This window comes from Streptomyces sp. NPDC087906, assembly GCF_055584925.1.
On sequence record NZ_JBVJLC010000002.1, the window covers coordinates 137,811 to 155,021 of the forward strand.

18 protein-coding genes and 1 pseudogene are annotated in these 17,211 nt (G+C 71.7%); 7 read left to right on the top strand and 12 right to left on the bottom strand.

Annotation, left to right across the window (positions count from 1 at the left end):
* Nucleotides 1–120 precede the first annotated feature (120 nt).
* Nucleotides 121–567, top strand: coding sequence for a nitroreductase family deazaflavin-dependent oxidoreductase (locus ACZ63I_RS05930; RefSeq protein WP_469335776.1), 447 nt, complete (start codon nucleotides 121–123; stop codon nucleotides 565–567).
* 5 nt (nucleotides 568–572) lie between these two features.
* Nucleotides 573–977 (top strand): nuclear transport factor 2 family protein, encoded by a 405-nt coding sequence (locus ACZ63I_RS05935; protein WP_469335778.1) that lies wholly within the window; start codon nucleotides 573–575, stop codon nucleotides 975–977.
* Nucleotides 978–1,042: 65 nt separating this feature from the next.
* Here ACZ63I_RS05935 and ACZ63I_RS05940 read toward each other — a convergent pair whose 3' ends face one another.
* From ACZ63I_RS05940 to ACZ63I_RS05965, 6 genes are read right to left on the bottom strand one after another with little or no spacing between them, the layout of a single operon-like run.
* Complete coding sequence (locus tag ACZ63I_RS05940; protein ID WP_469335780.1) at nucleotides 1,043–2,065, bottom strand: LLM class flavin-dependent oxidoreductase; 1,023 nt, start codon at nucleotides 2,063–2,065, stop codon at nucleotides 1,043–1,045.
* A 13-nt stretch (nucleotides 2,066–2,078) separates the two neighbouring features.
* The gene (locus ACZ63I_RS05945) at nucleotides 2,079–3,305 is read right to left on the bottom strand and encodes an MFS transporter (protein ID WP_469335782.1); all 1,227 of its coding nucleotides are present in this window, start codon (nucleotides 3,303–3,305) and stop codon (nucleotides 2,079–2,081) included.
* 4 nt (nucleotides 3,306–3,309) lie between these two features.
* Complete coding sequence (locus ACZ63I_RS05950; protein ID WP_469335784.1) at nucleotides 3,310–3,855, bottom strand: GNAT family N-acetyltransferase; 546 nt, start codon at nucleotides 3,853–3,855, stop codon at nucleotides 3,310–3,312.
* On the bottom strand, nucleotides 3,852–5,042 hold the full coding sequence (locus ACZ63I_RS05955) for a type III PLP-dependent enzyme (protein WP_469335786.1): 1,191 nt from the start codon (nucleotides 5,040–5,042) through the stop codon (nucleotides 3,852–3,854). Before ACZ63I_RS05955 ends, ACZ63I_RS05950 begins: the two co-directional genes overlap by 4 nt.
* On the bottom strand, nucleotides 5,039–6,370 hold the full coding sequence (locus ACZ63I_RS05960) for a DUF6271 family protein (RefSeq protein ID WP_469335787.1): 1,332 nt from the start codon (nucleotides 6,368–6,370) through the stop codon (nucleotides 5,039–5,041). The genes ACZ63I_RS05955 and ACZ63I_RS05960 overlap by 4 nt, the downstream gene beginning before the upstream one ends.
* Nucleotides 6,352–7,467: a phytanoyl-CoA dioxygenase family protein gene (locus ACZ63I_RS05965; RefSeq protein WP_469335789.1), complete on the bottom strand. Its 1,116-nt coding sequence runs from the start codon at nucleotides 7,465–7,467 to the stop codon at nucleotides 6,352–6,354. Before ACZ63I_RS05965 ends, ACZ63I_RS05960 begins: the two co-directional genes overlap by 19 nt.
* Nucleotides 7,468–7,914: 447 nt before the next feature.
* Here ACZ63I_RS05965 and ACZ63I_RS05970 point away from each other — a divergent pair, with 447 nt between their 5' ends.
* Nucleotides 7,915–9,417 carry a glycoside hydrolase family 3 protein gene (locus ACZ63I_RS05970; RefSeq protein ID WP_469335791.1) on the top strand — a complete coding sequence of 501 codons (1,503 nt, stop codon included), beginning with the start codon at nucleotides 7,915–7,917 and terminating at the stop codon, nucleotides 9,415–9,417.
* 31 nt (nucleotides 9,418–9,448) lie between these two features.
* Here ACZ63I_RS05970 and ACZ63I_RS05975 read toward each other — a convergent pair whose 3' ends face one another.
* Nucleotides 9,449–10,318: a DUF3592 domain-containing protein gene (locus ACZ63I_RS05975; protein ID WP_469335793.1), complete on the bottom strand. Its 870-nt coding sequence runs from the start codon at nucleotides 10,316–10,318 to the stop codon at nucleotides 9,449–9,451.
* Between the two features lie 85 nt (nucleotides 10,319–10,403).
* Nucleotides 10,404–11,501: a hypothetical protein gene (locus ACZ63I_RS05980; RefSeq protein WP_469335794.1), complete on the bottom strand. Its 1,098-nt coding sequence runs from the start codon at nucleotides 11,499–11,501 to the stop codon at nucleotides 10,404–10,406.
* Nucleotides 11,502–11,684: 183 nt separating this feature from the next.
* On the opposite strand from ACZ63I_RS05980, the gene ACZ63I_RS05985 reads away from it, so the two are divergent.
* Genes ACZ63I_RS05985 through ACZ63I_RS05995 form a run of 3 tightly spaced genes read left to right on the top strand, consistent with a single transcriptional unit; the run spans nucleotide 11,685 to nucleotide 13,508 of the window.
* The gene (locus ACZ63I_RS05985) at nucleotides 11,685–12,566 is read left to right on the top strand and encodes an N-acyl homoserine lactonase family protein (protein ID WP_469335796.1); all 882 of its coding nucleotides are present in this window, start codon (nucleotides 11,685–11,687) and stop codon (nucleotides 12,564–12,566) included.
* Entirely contained in the window at nucleotides 12,563–13,036 is a 474-nt protein-coding gene (locus tag ACZ63I_RS05990) for a MarR family winged helix-turn-helix transcriptional regulator (protein WP_469335797.1), read from the top strand. Before ACZ63I_RS05985 ends, ACZ63I_RS05990 begins: the two co-directional genes overlap by 4 nt.
* Before the next feature lie 37 nt (nucleotides 13,037–13,073).
* Nucleotides 13,074–13,508 carry an SRPBCC family protein gene (locus tag ACZ63I_RS05995; RefSeq protein ID WP_469335799.1) on the top strand — a complete coding sequence of 145 codons (435 nt, stop codon included), beginning with the start codon at nucleotides 13,074–13,076 and terminating at the stop codon, nucleotides 13,506–13,508.
* A 92-nt stretch (nucleotides 13,509–13,600) separates the two neighbouring features.
* Here the strand turns inward: ACZ63I_RS05995 and ACZ63I_RS06000 are convergent, their stop codons facing one another.
* The 3 genes and pseudogenes from ACZ63I_RS06000 to ACZ63I_RS06010 all read right to left on the bottom strand — a co-directional run.
* Nucleotides 13,601–13,921, bottom strand: coding sequence for a GatB/YqeY domain-containing protein (locus ACZ63I_RS06000; RefSeq protein ID WP_469337008.1), 321 nt, complete (start codon nucleotides 13,919–13,921; stop codon nucleotides 13,601–13,603).
* A gap of 51 nt (nucleotides 13,922–13,972) precedes the next feature.
* Nucleotides 13,973–15,022 (bottom strand): phosphotransferase enzyme family protein, encoded by a 1,050-nt coding sequence (locus ACZ63I_RS06005; RefSeq protein WP_469335801.1) that lies wholly within the window; start codon nucleotides 15,020–15,022, stop codon nucleotides 13,973–13,975.
* A 38-nt stretch (nucleotides 15,023–15,060) separates the two neighbouring features.
* Nucleotides 15,061–15,255 (bottom strand): annotated as a pseudogene (locus ACZ63I_RS06010) (iron chelate uptake ABC transporter family permease subunit); the annotation flags it as partial.
* 122 nt (nucleotides 15,256–15,377) lie between these two features.
* Between ACZ63I_RS06010 and ACZ63I_RS06015 the strand changes: the two are divergent.
* The gene (locus ACZ63I_RS06015; protein WP_469335802.1) at nucleotides 15,378–16,502 is read left to right on the top strand and encodes an LLM class flavin-dependent oxidoreductase; all 1,125 of its coding nucleotides are present in this window, start codon (nucleotides 15,378–15,380) and stop codon (nucleotides 16,500–16,502) included.
* A 1-nt stretch (nucleotide 16,503) separates the two neighbouring features.
* Here ACZ63I_RS06015 and ACZ63I_RS06020 read toward each other — a convergent pair whose 3' ends face one another.
* Nucleotides 16,504–17,166, bottom strand: a complete 663-nt coding sequence (locus ACZ63I_RS06020) for a lysophospholipid acyltransferase family protein (RefSeq protein WP_469335804.1) — start codon at nucleotides 17,164–17,166, stop codon at nucleotides 16,504–16,506.
* Between the last annotated feature and the right edge of the window lie 45 nt (nucleotides 17,167–17,211).

The window sequence follows — 17,211 nt, forward strand, 5'->3', positions numbered from 1 at the left end:
GGCCGGCCCGGCGCAGGCCGGCAGGTGAGGGATCATGGAGGTGGCAGATCCGACCGAGGGGCCGAGGCAGCCGGCAGCGCGCCGGTCACCCTGACCCCCCACCAGGGAAACGAGGACAGCATGCCTCTCAGCGGCGAGTACCAGCCGAGCCCCGAGCAGTGGGTGAGCGAACAGGTCGCGTTGTACGAGGGTTCCGGGGGCGCCGAGGGTACGACGTTGCGGGGTGTACCCGTCATCGTCCTCACCAGCCTCGGAGCCAAGAGCGGCAAGATCCGCAAGAACCCGCTGATGCGGGTGGAGCATCAGGGGACGTACGCCGTGGTGGCCTCGCAGGGCGGTGCGCCCAAGCATCCGACCTGGTACCACAACCTGGTCGCGCACCCGCTCGTCGAGCTCCAGGACGGCGCCGTACGGCAGGACATGACGGCCCGTCAGGTGGAGGGGGCGGAGCGCGACCTGTGGTGGTCCCGCGCCGTCGAGGTCTGGCCGGACTACGCCGAGTACCAGACGAAGACGGACCGGGTGATCCCCGTCTTCGTGCTGGAGCCCGCGGCCGAGGCCAACTGATCCCGATGGATCCCGATGCCCGGACCAGAGCCGCCGTCGAGGAGCACTGGCGCGCGTCGGAGCGCGGCGACATCGCGGCCGAGCACGCCATCTACGCCGCAGACGCCGTCCTCGACTACCCCCAGTCGGGTGAGCGGTTCCGGGGCCGTACGACGATTTCGGCGCAGCGCGGCGGACACCCCGCGAGCCGGCACTTCAGCGTCCGGCGGATCACCGGAGGTGGGGATCTGTGGGTGAGCGAGTGCGTCATCACGTACGACGGAGTGCCCACCTGCTCGGTGAGCGTCATGGAATTCGCCGACGGGCATGTCGTGCACGAGACGCAGTACTTCGCTGACACCTTCGGCGCGCCGGCGTCGCGGGCGGCGCTCGCCGAGCCGATGCCGGGCAGGACGATCACCAGGGCCTGACCCGCCCTGACCGCGACCGGCCGGGGCCCCGCTCCTGACACGCGGGGCCCCGGCCGGTTGGGGGATCAGCGCCAGCCGAGCGCCGGGGCGACGTGGCTGACGATGTTCTCCAGGACGTGGGCGTTGTAGTCGACGCCGAGCTGGTTCGGCACGGTCAGCAGCAGCGTGTCCGCTTCGGCGATGGCCTCGTCCTCGGCGAGCTGCTTCACCAGCACGTCGGGCTCGGCGGCGTACGTACGGCCGAAGATCGCGCGCGTTTCGGCGTCGATATGGCCGATCTGGTCCTCGCTCTCGCCCTCACCGCCGAAGTACGCGCGGTCCTGGTCGGTGGTGAGCGCGAAGACGCTGCGCGACACGGAGACCCGGGGCTCGTGCTGCCGGCCCGCCTCGGCCCACGCCTCGCGGAACGCGCGGATCTGCGCGGCCTGCTGTACGTGGAAGGGGGCGCCGCCCTCGTCGTTCTTGAGGGTCGAACTCATCAGGTTCATACCCGACTTGGCGGCCCAGATCGCGGTGGCGTTGGACGCCGCGCCCCACCAGATGCGGTCGCGAAGCCCTTCGGAGTGCGGCTCGACGCGCAGGAGTCCCGGCGGGTTGGCGAACATCGGCCGCGGGCTGGGCTGGGCGAAGCCCTTGCCCTCCAGGACGGACAGCAGCACCTCGGTGTGCTTGCGCGCCATGTCGGCTTCGGTGTCGTCGCCGCTCGGGGCGTAGCCGAAGTAGCTCCAGCCGTCGACGGCCTGCTCCGGGGATCCCCTGCTGATGCCGAGCTGGAGCCTGCCGCCGGAGATGAGGTCGGCCGAGCCCGCGTCCTCGGCCATGTACAGGGGGTTCTCGTACCGCATGTCGATCACGCCGGTGCCGATCTCGATCCGCGACGTCTTGGCGCCGATCGCGGCGAGCAGCGGGAACGGCGAGGCGAGCTGCCGGGCGAAGTGATGGACGCGGAAGTAGGCACCGTCGGCCCCCAGCTCCTCGGCCGCCACAGCGAGGTCGACAGCCTGGAGCAGGGCGTCGGCCGCCGACCTGGTCTGTGAGTGCCTGGTGTCGGACCAGTGCCCGAAAGACAGAAAACCGATGCGCTTCATGCCCGGGACAACGTCAGACCGACTTGATTGATTCCTCAACTACTGAGGTCGGGGCGGCCTGGTCCGTCTCGCGCTGCCAGCGGATACGCGTACTGCACACGGCCACCACCAGCGCCGCGCCCGACACGCAGGCGAGGCCCCAGCGCAGGCTGCTCGCGCTCGCGACGAATCCGATGAGCGGGGGCCCGGCCAGCAGTCCTGTGGTGCCCATGGCGGCGACCAGCGTCAGCGCGTTGCCGCCCTGGCGTGCGGCTGCCACGTACACACACGGTGTGACGGCGGCGATGCCCAGACCGACACAGGCGAAGCCGACGAAGGCGGGGGCCACTCCCCCGGTGGCCAGCGCGAGCGCCAGTCCCAGCCCGGCGAGGGTGCTGCCCGCGAGGACGACCCGCCCGTCGCCCCAGCGCCGGCGCCACCTGTCGGCGCACAGCCGCGCGAGGACCATCATGCCGGACACCACGGCGATGCCGAGCGGGGCGACCTGCGCCGAGGCGTTCACGACGCCTTCCAGGTAGAGGGTCGACCAGTCGTTCATCGCCCCTTCCACGATGGTGCCGAAGACCATGGCGCAGCACATCCACCAGACCAGGGCGGTGGGCAGCGCCCACCTGCGGCCGGCCGCCGGCTTCAGCGGGGTGTTGTCGTCCGCCTTCGCTGCCACCGCCTGCTCCGCGTCCGGCAGCAGCCCGGTCGCCGCTGCGGCGGCGAGGAGCAGCAGCAGCGCGGCGGCCACGGCGAAGTGCGTGGTGAGCGACGGGGTCGCGAGGCGCACTCCCGAGGCCAGCAGTCCGGCGAGGAAGGAGCCCCCGCTGAAGACGGCGTGCAGTTTGGCCATGGTGTGCCGCTCGTGGTGTGCCTCCAGGGCGGCGCCCTGGGCGTTCATCGCCGTGTTGAGGCAGCCCACGACCACCCCGTCCACACACACCACCAGGAGCGCGACGGGGTAGTTGGGGGCGGCGGCGAGCGCCACCAGGACCACGGCGAGCCCGACCGTGGAGACGAGGGCGAGCCGCCGGGAGCCCAGCCGCCTCATGAGCAGGGCCACCAGCGGGAAGGAGACGCAGGATCCGACCCCCGCCGCCATCAACAGGACCCCGACTCCTGCCGCGTTGAGACCCAGCTCCGACTTGAGAGCGGGGATTCGCGCGGCCCAGGTGGCGTACTGGAAGCCGAGGGCGCAGAAGAGGGCGGCCGTCGCGAGTTGGCCGCGGCGGTAGGAGGGAACAGGGGACGGCACGTCGTCAACTCCGTCGGTGATCGGCTGGTGTGTCGGCGCGGGAACGCGGGGAACGGGAGAGCAGGGAACGGGACATGTAGACCGCCGTACGGTCGTAGCCGGCGGTGGGGACGTGCGGGGCGGCGGTGTAGCCCAGCGCCGACCAGTAGCTCTCGGCTCCGGCGACGGCGATCAGCGAGACCTCCGTACAGCCGTGCGCCGCCGCGGTGTCTTCGAGGTGGTCGACGAGCCGGCGCCCCAGCCCGCGACCGCGGTGGGCGGGGGCGACGACCACGTCGTGCAGGTGCAGGTTCCGCGAGGTGTAGCGGCTCGTCTCGGTCTGGTCGAGGGCGGGTGCCCGGCTCGCGGGGTAGGGCAGGGCGAGGAGGTAGCCCACCACCAGCGCGTCGGCGCGCAGGACGAAGCAGGTGGTGGGCGAGGCCGCCGCCTTGGAGCGGAGGGCCGCCCGGCCTTCGGACAGCCCCAGCGCGGCGTAGGCACCGGCCTCCAGGGCTACGACGTCGTCCCAGTCCTCCTCGGTGAGGACGCGGATCGTCGTGGACTGCGTCATCGGGCGCCGTCCGGCCCGGGTACGGGGGCGGCGCCCCCGGTGAAGGCCGTGGTCAGCGGCAGGAAGCCGTTGAACCCCTGGGTCGTGTAGCTCATCGCGTAGGCGCCGCAGGAGAGCACCTCGACCGGGTCGCCGGATGCGAGGTTCTCCGGAACCCGTACCAGGCCGTGGTCGTGCGCGTACGCGTCGTCGCTGTCGCAGGTGGGGCCTGCGACGACCGCGGGGACGTAGCGGCCGGTCGGGTGCGAGGGGAAGCGCAGCCGGTACTGCAACGCGTCCATCTCGTAGAGGCCGTTGAACTTCCCGCAGCTCAGATAGAGCCAGTGCTGGATCTCGCCGTCGGGCATCTCGCGCCGGGTCAGCCGCACCACGCGCGCGTGGATGGTCCCGTGCTCGGCGACCAGCGCCCGGCCCGGCTCGACGACGAGGCGCAGATGCTTCCCGTACGCGGCGCGCAGCCGCTCGGTGCCCTCGCGGAGCGTGGCGAATATCTTGTCCAGCGGCGGGTCGAGCGGCACACCGTCGCGGTCGAGGTAGCCGCGGGCGGGCAGGCCCCCGCCGAGGTTGACGTGGTCCAGGGCGATGCCGTGTTCGCTGAGGGTGCCCAGCACGTCGGAGAGCCGGTCGAAGGCGTTGCGCCAGGCGTCGGAGTCCATCTGCTGCGAACCGACGTGCACCGAGAGCCCGGACGGTACGAGTCCGGAGTCGCGGGCGGCCCGCATGACGCGTACGGCGTCGGCGGCCGAGCAGCCGAACTTGTTCTTCAGCCCCCACAGCGCGCCACCGCCGTCCACCGCGAGCCGGCAGAAGACCCGGGCCCCCGGGGCGAATTCGGCCAGGGCCGCCACGTCCTCCAGGCTGTCCGTGGCGAAGGTGCGCACCCCGAGGGCGTAGGCGTTGGCGATGTCCTCGTCGGACTTGACGGTGTTGCCGTAGTGCATGTCGGCCACCGGGACGCCGGCGCGCAGCGCCTGGCGCACCTCCTGCGGTCCTGCCGCGTCGACCCCGGCGCCTGCGGCGGCGAGCGCGCCGAGGATCTCGTCGGCGGGCGCCGCCTTCATGGCGAACCTGACGTCGACGCCGGGCAGTTCGGCGCGGAGTTCCGCATAGGCGGCGACCACCGCGTCGAGGTCGTAGACGATGCGGTCCTCTTCCGTGGTACGGGGGGACGTCCGCGAGTCCGTCACGACGCACCTGTCCGTCCGCCGTCGGACGTGGCACTGAGGCCCACCTGTCCCGCGGCGTGGACGAGTCCCTGCCAGGACTCGACGAGGAGGGCGAAGTCGGCCATGTCGGCGCGGGCTTCCTCCAGCAGTCGCGCGCGCCGCGGCCGGAGGTGGTCGGCGAGGTCGGCGTACCGGCCGCCGAGTCTCCGGTAGGCGGCGTCGAGCCGGTCGAGGCGCTCCTCGTTCTCCGCCAGGTCGAGTTGGGTGCTGCGCCGGACGATCGCGGCCACCCGCGCGGTGTCGACCGTTCCGTCGGCCAGCAGCAGTTCGGTTCCGGCCGCGGCGAGTTCGGCGTAGCAGAAGTGGAGATGGAGCATGGAGAGGAGGAACTTCACGTACCGCGTCTGGTACGCGACGAAGCCCGCGTCGGTCCGCCGCTCGTTGGTGTAGTAGTTGACGATGTCGCGGTTGTGCAGGACGCCGGGCAGTCCCGCGTCGTGCACGAGATGGATCAGGAAGTAGTCACTGCCGATGGTGTCCGTGGCGGGCGGCAGCGGAACCCTGGTGTGTACGCCGTGGAAGGCGATGTTGCACATGTCCACCCGCATGGGGTCCACGCGGGTGAGCAGCGCGTGGTCGCCCTGGAAGGACCGTTGTCCCGCGCCGAGGAAGGACTCGGCGACGAGTTCCCGCCTGGCTTCCTCCGTGGCGTCCAGCGGCGCCCACAGACCCACCACTTCTTCGTACGTGGCGGGGTCGGCCGCCGCCATCTCGGCCAGGTCCACGGAGGGTTCGCCGACGAAGGACGCTCCCACCATGGCCACGCGGCGGCCCGCCTCCTGCGGGGTCAGGTCGCACTCGTCCACGCGCTCGGCGACGTCGGACGCGGTGAGGCCGATGGCGAGCAGCTCGTGGTGGATGGGGAAGGCCCACGCACCGTCCCGCTGCTGGTAGCGGCTGTCGGAGTCCCTGCGGTGCACGGACGTGCAGCCGAGGGCTTCGCCGATGAGGAAGGCCCGGTTGGTGCAGGCGCCGTAGGAGATCCCCGCGGGCAGCATCAGGTCGAGCAGCAGGTCGTTCTTCGTGCTCCCGGAGCGGGTGACGACCTCGCGCAGGAAGTGGCGCTGTGCGTCCTCGTCGAGGTGGTGGACCACCACCCGGGGGTGGTGCGGCAGCCGGGCGACCGCCTCGGCGTGCTCGGCGTACACGGCCGGCTCGCACGAGTCGAGTACGAGCAGGTGCACCTCGGCCTCGAAGTGCGTGACGGCGTAGGCCGCTTCGTCGGCGAGGAGGGCGATCGTGGCGGAGCATTCCCGGTTGGTGGGAAGGGTCAGGCAGACTCTGCGCACGACGCTCCCTCGCTCGCCTGCGTGCTTGCGCCGCCCTGCGTGCTTTCGTCGTTCTTCGTGCCGTCGCCGTCCTGCGTGCCGTCGTCGTGCCAGGACTTCAGGCCGAGCAGCCGTTCGCCCAAGTCGTCGAGCCGGGCCTGCCCGTAGCGCTCGGCCTCCGGCCGCACCGGGTCGCCGACCAGGGTGGGGTTCCAGTCCGGCGTGCTGAGATCGCGCCAGGACTCGACGCGGGAGCGCCGTATCTTCTCGTGCCCCTCAAGCGCGGGCATCATCGACAGGTACTGCACCGCCCGCACACCGGCGGCTGAGAGGTTGGGCGCCACACCGTGGGCCAGGTGGCCGTTGAAGATCAGCAGGTCGCCGGCCTCCAACTCGGGGCGGATCACCGGCATTTCCGTACGGTCGACGGCCGGCCTGATGGGGTCGCGGTCGGCCGGCTGGTGGGCCTTCCAGTGGTCGAACTGCCGGAACAGTTCGGGGCAGCACTGGAACCCGCCCTGTTCGGCCACGGTGTCGTTGAGGGCGATGATGCCCTGCACACGCTGCGGAGGGATGCGCTGGGTGCTGTCGACGTCCCAGTGCAGGTCGATGTCGAAGCCGGTGGGCCGGAACTCGATCAGGGACCGGTCGCGGTCCTTGATGTTGGGCGGGTTGAGGTTGAGCCGGTCGAGCGTCACCCACAGCTCTTCGCAGTCCCATACGTCCACGAAGGCGTCGTAGACGCGCTGGCGCTGCCGGTTGTCCCACATCAACTGGTGGTGGTACGCCTCGACGAAGCCGTAGATGTGCAGTTCCTGGTCCAGCTCCGAGCGGTGCTCGCGCTCCCCGTACCACGTCTCGGGCCGGTCAGGGTCGAGGCCCTGGAACTCGTAGGCGACGTCGAGCAGCCGCTCGGCGTCCTCGCGGGGCACCGCCTGCTTGACCACCACGTAGCCGTAGGTCTGCCAGAAGGTGAACTGCTCCTCGGTCAGGACGCGCAGGGGGCGGTTCTTGCGCAGGTCGCGCAGGGCGGTCTGGGCGAGGTACGTCTCGCCGTCCGCGCTGAAGTAGGGGCGGTCCGTCGCGGCGCGGTGCAGATGGGATTCAGCCGTTGCCATGAGTGACTCCAAGGCTCGGTGAAGAGGGAGTGGGAAGGCGGAGCGTCACATCACCGCGCCGTACCGCAGCATCAGGTAAGGGCGGACGCGATGGTGTGACGGAGGGAGAGAGGGGTGAGCAGGGGTCGCGAAGAGGGCCGAGCAAGGTGCGCTCCAAACGCTGTGTCGAACCCCGTGTGCCCATAAAGTTGGACTAGACCATGCGCGCCTGTCAATGCCCCACGTCCCTCTCACGCCACATCAATCACGCTACTGAGCAGTACAATTGGCTCTCTCGCCTGGTAACAGCGGGGAGCGCTGCCCAACCCTGGGTCAACTCTGGTCCAGACCACTTGACAGGTCCGCGTGTCGTAGGCCCAGAATCAATGGTCCAGACCTGGAACGCGGTGCCGCCGGTCGCCGCGCCCTGGGCCGTTCCACCGCGCCCTACGCGAAAGGCACACCAACGTGAGCAGCGACAAGGAGCTTCGACGCCTGGCCCTCGCACTCCTGCAACCGGGATTCGTCGGCACCAGCGCCCCCGACTGGCTGCTCAACTCCATCCAGGACGGCCTGCGTTCCGTGGTGCTGTTCGCCCGGAACATCGAGTCGCCCGCGCAGGTGGCCCGGCTGACCGCCCAACTGCGCGCGGAGAACCCCGATCTCGTCATCGCCATCGACGAGGAATCCGGCGACGTGACGCGGATCGAGGCGCGTACCGGCTCAACGCGCCCCGGAAACCACGCCCTTGGCTATGTGGATGACACGGCACTCACCCGCGCCGTCGCGACCGACCTCGGCCACGAGCTGCGGGCCGCCGGGGTGACCCTGGACTACGCACCGAGCGTGGACGTCAATCTGAACCCGGACAACCCCATCATCGGCGTACGGTCCTTCGGCGCCGACCCCAAGGTGGTCTCCCGGCACACGGACGCGTGGGTACGCGGCATCCAGGCGGCCGGCGTCGCCGCGTGCGCCAAGCACTTCCCCGGGCACGGTGACGTGGCCGTCGACTCCCACCACGGTCTGCCCACCTACGAGGCCGGCGTCGAAGACATCGCGACGAACGCGCTGCCGCCCTTCCGCGCGGCCATCGCCGCCGGGGCCCGCGCGATCATGAGCGCGCACCTCCTTGTGCCGGCGCTCGACCCGGACGCCCCGGCCACCCTCAGCCCCCGCATCCTCCACACTCTGCTGCGCGAGGAACTGGGCTTCGACGGGCTCGTCGTGACCGACGCGATCGAGATGGGCGGCGTCTCCAACCGGTACGGCATCGAGAACGCGACCGTCCGGGCCGTCGCGGCGGGTGCCGACGCCGTCTGCGTCGGCGGCGAGAACGCCGACGAGGGGACGGCTCGCCGGCTGATCGACGCGCTCGTGAACGGCGTGCTCAGCGGCGACCTGCCCGAGGAGCGGCTCGCTGACGCGGCGCGCCGGGTGGCGGACTTCGCCGACTGGTCGGCGGAGCTGCGCCGCACCACCGCAGCCGGCGCACCCGACCCGGCCGTCGGTCTGGGCGCGGCGCGCCGGGCCGTACTCCTGAGCGAGGCGGCCCGCGCGCGCACTCCCCTGACCGCGGCGCCGCACGTGGTCGAGCTGGCGCCCGCGACGCACTTGGCGATCGACAAGCAGACCCCCTGGGGTGTGGCCGCCCCCCTCAGCGAGTTGATGCCCGGCACCAGCAGCGTCCGGCTCGGCCAGGACGATCTGGGCGCGGACGCCGGAGTGCTGCGGCTCAGCGGCATCGAGGCAACGGCCGACCGTCCGCTGGTCGTTGTCGTACGGGATGCCGCACGCCACTCCTGGATGTCCGAGTCCCTCGCGGAACTGGTCGCGGCGCGCCCGGACGCCGTCATCGTGGAAACGGGACTGCCGGGACTGCTGCCCGGCACAGCGCACATCTGCACCCACGGAGCGTCGACGGCTTCGGCGCGGGCGGTCGCCGCGCTGCTCGCCGGGGTGAACGCCTGAGCCGGACGGGCAAGGCGGCTGATAAGCCGCGCTAGCCGCCGAGGAGCGCCGCCGCTCCCACGGCGACGGCCGCCACGCCGATGCCGAGTGCCACGGCGCCGAAGGCGATTTCGTGGTTCCGGGAGCGGCGTTCGGCTGCGAGGTCCGGGGTGAAGACGGCCGGGTCGTCGGGGTCGTAGTGGATGGTGACGTCGCGGCCGTACGAGCCGACGGGGTCCGGCAGACCTGAGCGGCAGTAGGCGGTGACGGCCGCACCCTCGTGGGTGGTGAACGCGACGACCGGTGTGTGGCTGGTGAGGGTGTCGCCTTCCTCGTCGGTGTTGACGTCCTTGAGCACGGCGATGACGCGCCCCGGGACGGCGGCCCGGGACGTCAGTCTGTCGATACGGCGGCTCAACTTCCTTGCGCTCTGCGGCAGGAAGTACGCCACGGACACACTCCAGGGCACCCCGAAGCCGAGCAGGGCCCACTGCCAGCCGCGGTCGATCACGACGGCGGCCACCAGCCCGGCGTAGCCGAGGAAGACCGCGCAGTTCGGCAGGCCGAGTCCGTGCCGGCCTTCCCACAGGTCGTTGATGAACCGGAAGGCGTGCGGCCTGCCGGGCGGGTAGTGGACTCCGACCTCCCGGCCGGTCCAGGCCGCTGCGATGCTCTCACCGCGCTCACCGTCGTTGGTCACGGTGAACTCCTCGCCGGTGGACGGGTCCTGGAAGGTGACGACCACGGACACTCCGCCGACCTGGGAGGCCCCGTGCTTGGGCTCGCGCACCCGCTCGATGCGTCCCATGACCCGGACCGTCCGCTGGGCCCGGGTCACCCCGGCCAGCGACCTGCCGTACCCGACCAGCGCGACCGCGCCGAACACCGCGCACCACAGCGCCAGATAACCGTGCCAGCCCACGCGTCCTCCTCCTGCTCCTGCCGATCCGATGACGTCCGTGCCGTTTTCAGGGACGGCACTGCCCGGTGCGCGGTTGCCGAAGCGCTCAGCGCGCGGCGACGCGCCGCACCACCTTGCCGTCGCGGTCGGCCTCCAGTGAGGCCGATCCTTCGGGGCCGGTCACGCCGACCCTGATGACGAGGGAGCCGGTGAGGCTGTCGGCGGTGAGCTGCCAGGTCTGCGGTGAGCGGACGCCGAGACCGGTGCGGGCCTCTTCGACCAGGGCGGGAAAACGCTCGTAGGGAAGCAACTTCAGGTCGAACCGCGGGGCCTTGGTGCCGGTCGGGGCGAACACGACCGACAGCAGGCGCTCTTGCAGGACGACGGTGAGGGCCTGGCGCCCGCTCTCGTCCTTGCCCTTGGTGAGCGAGTCGACGGCCCGGCGCAACTCGCCCTGGTCGAGCAGCGACTGGCCGGGTCCGACGGCGACCGTGCCGGACGACGACGAGACGACCGTGGTCGACGACGTCGAGGAGACGGAGGGCAGCACCGGAGCGGACGGGCCGGCGGTGGTTTCCTGGTCGAACAGATCGGCGCGGAACAGCAGGATCACGGCGGCGGCGCCGAGCAGCAGCCCGAGGAGCACGAGGAATCCGAAGCCGCAGCCCTCGGGGGCCTCACGCGCCACGGCCGGCTTGGGCGCCGAGTCGATGCGGGCGCCGGCCGCCCGCTCCTCCCACTCGGGTGTCGGCCGCTTCACGATGCGCGCCTTCCACGGCCGGTCCGGCGGGTACTGGACCACCAGGATGCCGCCCGGCCGGTAGTCGGGGAGGTCGACGAGGTTGATGTCCTGCGTGGTCTCGACCCGGTACGCCGGCGTGTCGTCCGGTGCGACGGTGAGGTCGAACCGCACCGGTATGTCGCTCGACTCTCCCCCGATGGCCCGCAGGCTCTCGATCATCGCGAGCGCCGTGCGGGGCGGGACGGCCGCCTCGCGGGCGCGCCGCGGCACACCGGCGAGGAAGAGGAGCAGCCCGTAGACCACGGGCAGCACCAACCCCGCGACGAACAGGGGCACTTCCTTGATGACGGCGCCGACCACGAGCGCGGCGAGCGACGCCCCGATCACACCGCCCGTCAGAAACCCCCGCACGAGGGCGACGGGGGTGCGGTGCGCGGGCGGTGCGGCCGTGGTGATCGTCATACGGGCGATTGTGCCGGGCCGCGGTGACGGCCGGTAGACCTCGGGGTGAGCTTCTGGGAGAGGGCGTCCGCGCTGCTCACAGCGGCGGCGCTTGACAGGGGTGTCGCGTCGGAGTCCAATAGGTGTCACGACATACATGTCGCGGCATACATGTGGTGACACGTAAACACAAGGGGGCTTCTCATGCGCCAGGTCAATCGGGTCTCGGTCATCAGCACCGGCACCGTCCAGATCCGTCCGGAACACGTCGAGACCAACGGCACCCCGCTGCTGTGGTGGCTCAACACCTCCCGTCGCTGGACGGACCCCCGTCCGATCAACGTGTACGTGATCGAGCACGACCAGGGTCTGGTGCTGTTCGACACCGGCCAGGACCGGCGCTCGGTCACCGACCCCGGCTACTTCCCCGGCGGCCCGGCAGGACATGTCTACCGCCGCCTCGCCAAGTTCGACGTCCCTGCGGACGCCACGCTGACGGAGCGACTCAGCGCCCTGGGTTACCACATCGCCGACGTGCGCGTGGCGATCCTGTCCCATCTGCACCAGGACCACATCGGCGGCCTGCGCGAGCTGCCGAGTTCGGCGCGGGTGCTGGTCGGCGCGGCCGAACTCGCCGAGGTGGACAGGAAGTTCGCGGCCTTCGCCGGTCTGCTGCGCGAGCACATCCAACTCCCAGGCGTGCACTGGAGCCCTGTCACCCCGCAGCCCGTCGCGGACCCCGCGATCGCACCGTTCACCCACGCGCACGACGTGATGGGGGACGGCTCGCTGCTGCTCCTGCCCACGCCCGGACACACGCCGGGCTCGATGTCGCTGCTGCTGCGCGGCGAGGGGCTGCCGACGATGATGTTCGTCGGCGACGTCACGTACGATGTGCGGCTGCTGGCGGCGGACCGGGTGCCGGGGGTCGGGAACGCGGCCGGACTGCACGAGACGACCCGGCGGATCAACGAGCTGGCCGCACGCCACCCCGGCATGCCGGTTCTCGCCGCCCACGACCCGGCCGCAGCCGGGCTCCTGGCGCAAGCGCTGCGGCGGCGGCAGTACGAAAGGGAACTCAGTTGAGAACAGCAGAACAGATCCGCTACCTCATCCTCGCCACGCAGCGGGAAGGCAACCGCCAGTTGACCGTGCTGCTGTCCGAGATCGACGTCACTCCCGCCCAGTCGGAAGCGCTGCGCATCATCGCCGATCACGGCCCGCTCGCCCTGCGGGAACTCGGCGGGATGCTCGTGTGCGACACGGGCACGAGCCCGAGCCGGATCGTGGACCGGCTCGTCACCGCGGGTCTCGTACAGCGGACGATCAGCGAGCACGACCGGCGCCAGGTCAGCCTCACGCTCACCCCGCAGGGCCGCGAGAAGGCCGCCCGGGTCGCCGAGATCGAGAACAGGCTCTACGACCTGATCGACCGGGCGAGCGCGACGACGGACACCGAAGCGCTCATCGCGTTCCTGCACGCGTTCACCCGGCAGTCACCGGCAGGACTGGCGCTGGCCAACCGCCTCGCCGCCGAGGAGGGCCGGGCCCGATGACCGTCTGACCGAACCCCGTACGCACGTGGAGGACCCCGTGACGTTCCAGCTCAGCCTCGACATCTCCGCCCCGCCGGCCAAGGTGTTCGCCTTCGTGGCCGATTTCACCACCATGCCGAAGTGGTACTCAGCGGTGCAGCGCGTACGACGCGTCGAAGGCACCGGCGGCCTCGGCACCCGGTACGAGGTGCACCGGAACCTCCCTGGCGGGCCGACGCTCAACGAGGTGGCGATCACCAGCCTTTCGGCGGGCGAAGAGGTCACCTTCACCTCGCTGAGCGGGCCGACCCCGTTCGTCTACCGCTTCCGTGCCCAGCCCCATCGGCGTGCGACCCGACTCGCCCTGGAAGGCACGATCAGCGCATCAGGACTTCCGGGGCCGGCCGCCCTGCTCGGGCCTGTGGCCGAGCAGTTGTTCAAGCGCGGCATGCGGGACAACCTCGGAACGCTGGCCTCACTCCTGGCGTACTAGGGCTTGAGGACCTTCCGCGGTTCGGGGCGGCGCCGTCGTCGTGACCCGCCTGGCGCGCGCCTGGCCGCGAGCCGCCTGCGCGCCCTGTCGCGCTAGGCCGCTTCGGAGTCGTCGAGGAATCGGCGCAGCACGGCTGCCTCTTCGCGCAGTTGCGCGGCTCGGTCCGCGTGGGCCGGGGACGTCAACTGCGCTGCCGCGTCCAGGCGTTCGGCGGCCTCGGCGCTGACGATGTCCCGTACGTCGCTCTCACTCAGCTCGCGCCGCGCCGCCTCCGTGGCACCGGCCCCGACCGGTGAGTGTTCGATGGCCCCGCTGCGTACGTCGGCCTCGTCCACGGGAAGCGCCTCGGCGTTGTCGAGCGCCGAGAGTGTCGAGCGCAGGGCGCGCATCGCGACCTTGTCGCGGGCGCGCATCGCTTCCGGCAGGGCTTGGCGCATACGGATTCGCAAGGACATGCCGTGACTCTACGGCCTCGTGACGCTACGGCTCTCGCAGGGTGGGCGGCGGGCTTCACAGGTCTGTCGGGCCAGCTCCGCCAGGGTGGCGGAAAGGAACTCCCATGATTCATCGGCGTCGGGCGTACGGCCGTGCGCCGAGCGGAAGTCGGCCAGGAACGCGGCCACGTCGTCCAGTGCCCAGCGCAGCCGGAAGAAGTCGATCGCTGCCGGGTCGGGGTGGTGGCCGGTCGCCGCCGCGTAGTACTCCAAGTCGCCGGGGTCCGTGGCCACATGCCACAGATCCCGCTCGGGGAGTCCCCTACCGACGGTGTCCCAGTCGACGAGGTGGAGCCGGTCGCCGCGCCGCAGCAGGTTGCCGGGGTGTGGTTCGCCGTGGGTGACGACGCGCTCGCCCGCCCTGGCGTCCAACGCTGCGGCCGACCGGTCGAACTCGGCCAACCGGCGGCGCAGGGCCGCCTCGTGGCGTGCCACCAGCGCCCTGGCCGGTTCGGCGTACGGTCCGCCCTCCCACGGGCGGTCCAACGAGGCGAGGCAGTCGTCCAGTTGTACGCGCGCCGGGAGCCCCAGCGGGGCTTCGGGGGTGTCGGCCGGGGCCGGCGTCCGGTGCAGTTCCGCCAACACGTCCAGGACGCCGCGCCGTTCGCGGCCGGTGAGCCGGTCGCCGAAGTCACCGGCGGCGCCGTCCACGTACGGGAAGACGCTGACGGCGTACCGGCCGCCGAGCCGGCGGAGCGTCTCGCCGCCGGCCGAGCGCAGCGGCGCCACGACGGTGTCCCCCAGCCCCTGGTCGCTCGGCCCGCCGTCGGCCAGGGCGGCAGCGGTGTCCATGGCGCGGCGCAGGCCGTCGAAGGCGGCTTCGGGTCCCGCGCCGCAGTGCGGCTTGTGCGCCAGGTCGGCGACGGTGACGAACCACCGGCGCCGCCCGGCGCCGGTCGCCGTCCAGTGGTGGTCGCCGAAGCCGACGGGCGCGTACGTGAGCGAGACGGCGTCGATGTCCCACGCGCGCAGCGCACGGCGCAGTTGTGCGTCGTCGACGTCCTGGAGTCGGTCCTTCATGGTGCGGACCCTACCGGCCCCACCGCGTCATCTCATCGCACGAGGCCGGCGGCGAGCAGTCCGCCGATCAGCGCGGTACCGCCCGCCAGGAACGGCGGCAGGGTGATCCCGAACGCCGCGACGGCGACGACCGTGAGACAGGCGCCGGCGTCCACGGCGAGGGTGCCGGGCGACGCGAGTACGTTGCGTGACACCGACTGCAGTACGGCGCCGGCCGCGCCCAGTGCCTGACCTTTGCTGTAGTCGAAAATCGGCCATGCTCACTGGCCGCGAGCCGTTTCACACCCTGATACGGCGAAGCCCGGATGCCAGACGCATCTTGTGTCGTACCGCGCCGACCGGCCAGGATGCCGACATGGCCCCCTTGCTGCACTGGTTCCTGCCCACGGGCGGTGACGGCCGCGACCCCGGTGGCGTCACCGCCGTACAGAAGCGCACCGCCGCCGCCACGCGGCGGCCCGCCGACATCGGCTATCTCGCGCAGGTGGCGCGCGCCGCCGAACATGCCGGGTTCGCCTCCCTGTTGACCCCGGTGGGTCTCGGCTGCGTCGATCCGTGGATCCTGTCCTCGGCGCTGGCCCAGCACACCGAGCGGATCGGGTTCCTCGTGGCGTTCCGCGCCGGATTCGCCAGCCCGACGCTGCTGGCCCAACAGGCCGACTCGTTCCGGCGGTTCGCGGGAGGGCGGCTGCGGCTCAACATCGTCACCGGCGGCGATCCGGCCGAGCAGCGGGCGTACGGCGACCATCTCGACCACGACGAGCGCTACGCGCGCACGGACGAGATCATGGCCGTACTGCGGGACTTGCTGGACGGGAAGCGCGTCGACCACGAGGGACGTCATCTGCGGATCGAGAACGCCCGGCTGACGGACCCGGCCACCGAGTACCCGGTCCCGCTGTACTTCGGCGGCGCTTCCCCGGCGGCTCAGGACGTGGCCGTACGGCGCGCCGACGTCCAGCTTCTGTGGGGCGAGCCGCCGGCCGGCATCGCCGCGAGGGTGGAGCAACTGCGGGTGCGCAACCCCGCGTTGCGGTACGGGCTGCGTCTGCACATCATCAGCCGCGACACCGCCGACGAGGCGTGGCGCGAGGCCGACCGCATGCTCAAGGGTCTCGCCCCGGAGACGGTACGGGCCACCCAGGAGCGCTTCGCCCGGATGGACTCCACCGGGCAGGCCCGCATGGCAGCTCTGAACGCGGGCTCGACCGACCCGGAGCGGCTGACCGTCTCGCCGAACCTCTGGGCGGGGATCGGCCTGGTCAGGGAGGGCGCGGGCACGGCGCTGGTCGGCTCGCACGACGAGGTGGCGGCCCGGCTCGACGAGTACCGGCGGCTGGGTGTCGACGAGTTCGTGCTGTCCGGCTATCCGCATCTGGAGGAGGCGTTCCGGGTCGGTGAGGAGGTCGCGCCACGGCTGCGGGCTCTGGCCGCAGCCGACACCGACACCGACACCGATCACGAGACGCCCGTTCGCTGACTTACGCGGCGAGCGCGGCGGGTTCGCCGAGCCGGCCGGTGGCGGTGCGCCACGCGGCCGTCACCGCGGTACGGGCCTGCGCCGTGCGGTCCGCGCTGTCGCCCGTCAGATGCACCGGCGTCCCTACATGGACGTGCAGGTCGGGGCGTCGCAGCGGCGCCGTGAGCAGGCCCGCGAGCTGCTTGGCCGTGCTGCCCGACGTGATCCGGCGGGCGCCGGCCTGGCCGACGGGCACCACCGGAGCGCCGCTGCGGGAGCTGAGCCGGGACAGCCCGCTGCGGAACGCCTCGGGGGCCGTCTCGCCGGCGTCGGTCCGATGCGGGAGACCGCCCTCGGCGTAGATCAGCACCGAACGGCCCTGCTCCAGCGCCTCGGCCGCCGCGTCCAGGGCGTTCGCCGCGCGCCGGTCGCGGCGGTGGACGGGTATGTGCCCTTCAGCGGCGAGCGCGCGGCCGAGCAGCGGGACGCGCCACAGGCCCGCCGCCGCCATGACGACCGGACGGACCCCGAGACGGTGCAGCGCGGCGAGGACGACAGCCGGGTCGGCGAACGAGGTGTGGTTCGCGGCGATGATGCTGCCCGGAGCGACCTTGGCTCCCGGGTCGGTGGTGACCGTCAGACGGCCGGCGACCGGCACCAATACGTCGGCGAGGCGGCTGAGCATGTGCTGTCTCCTGGGTTCGGCGTTCGCTGGCCTTCATCATCGGCC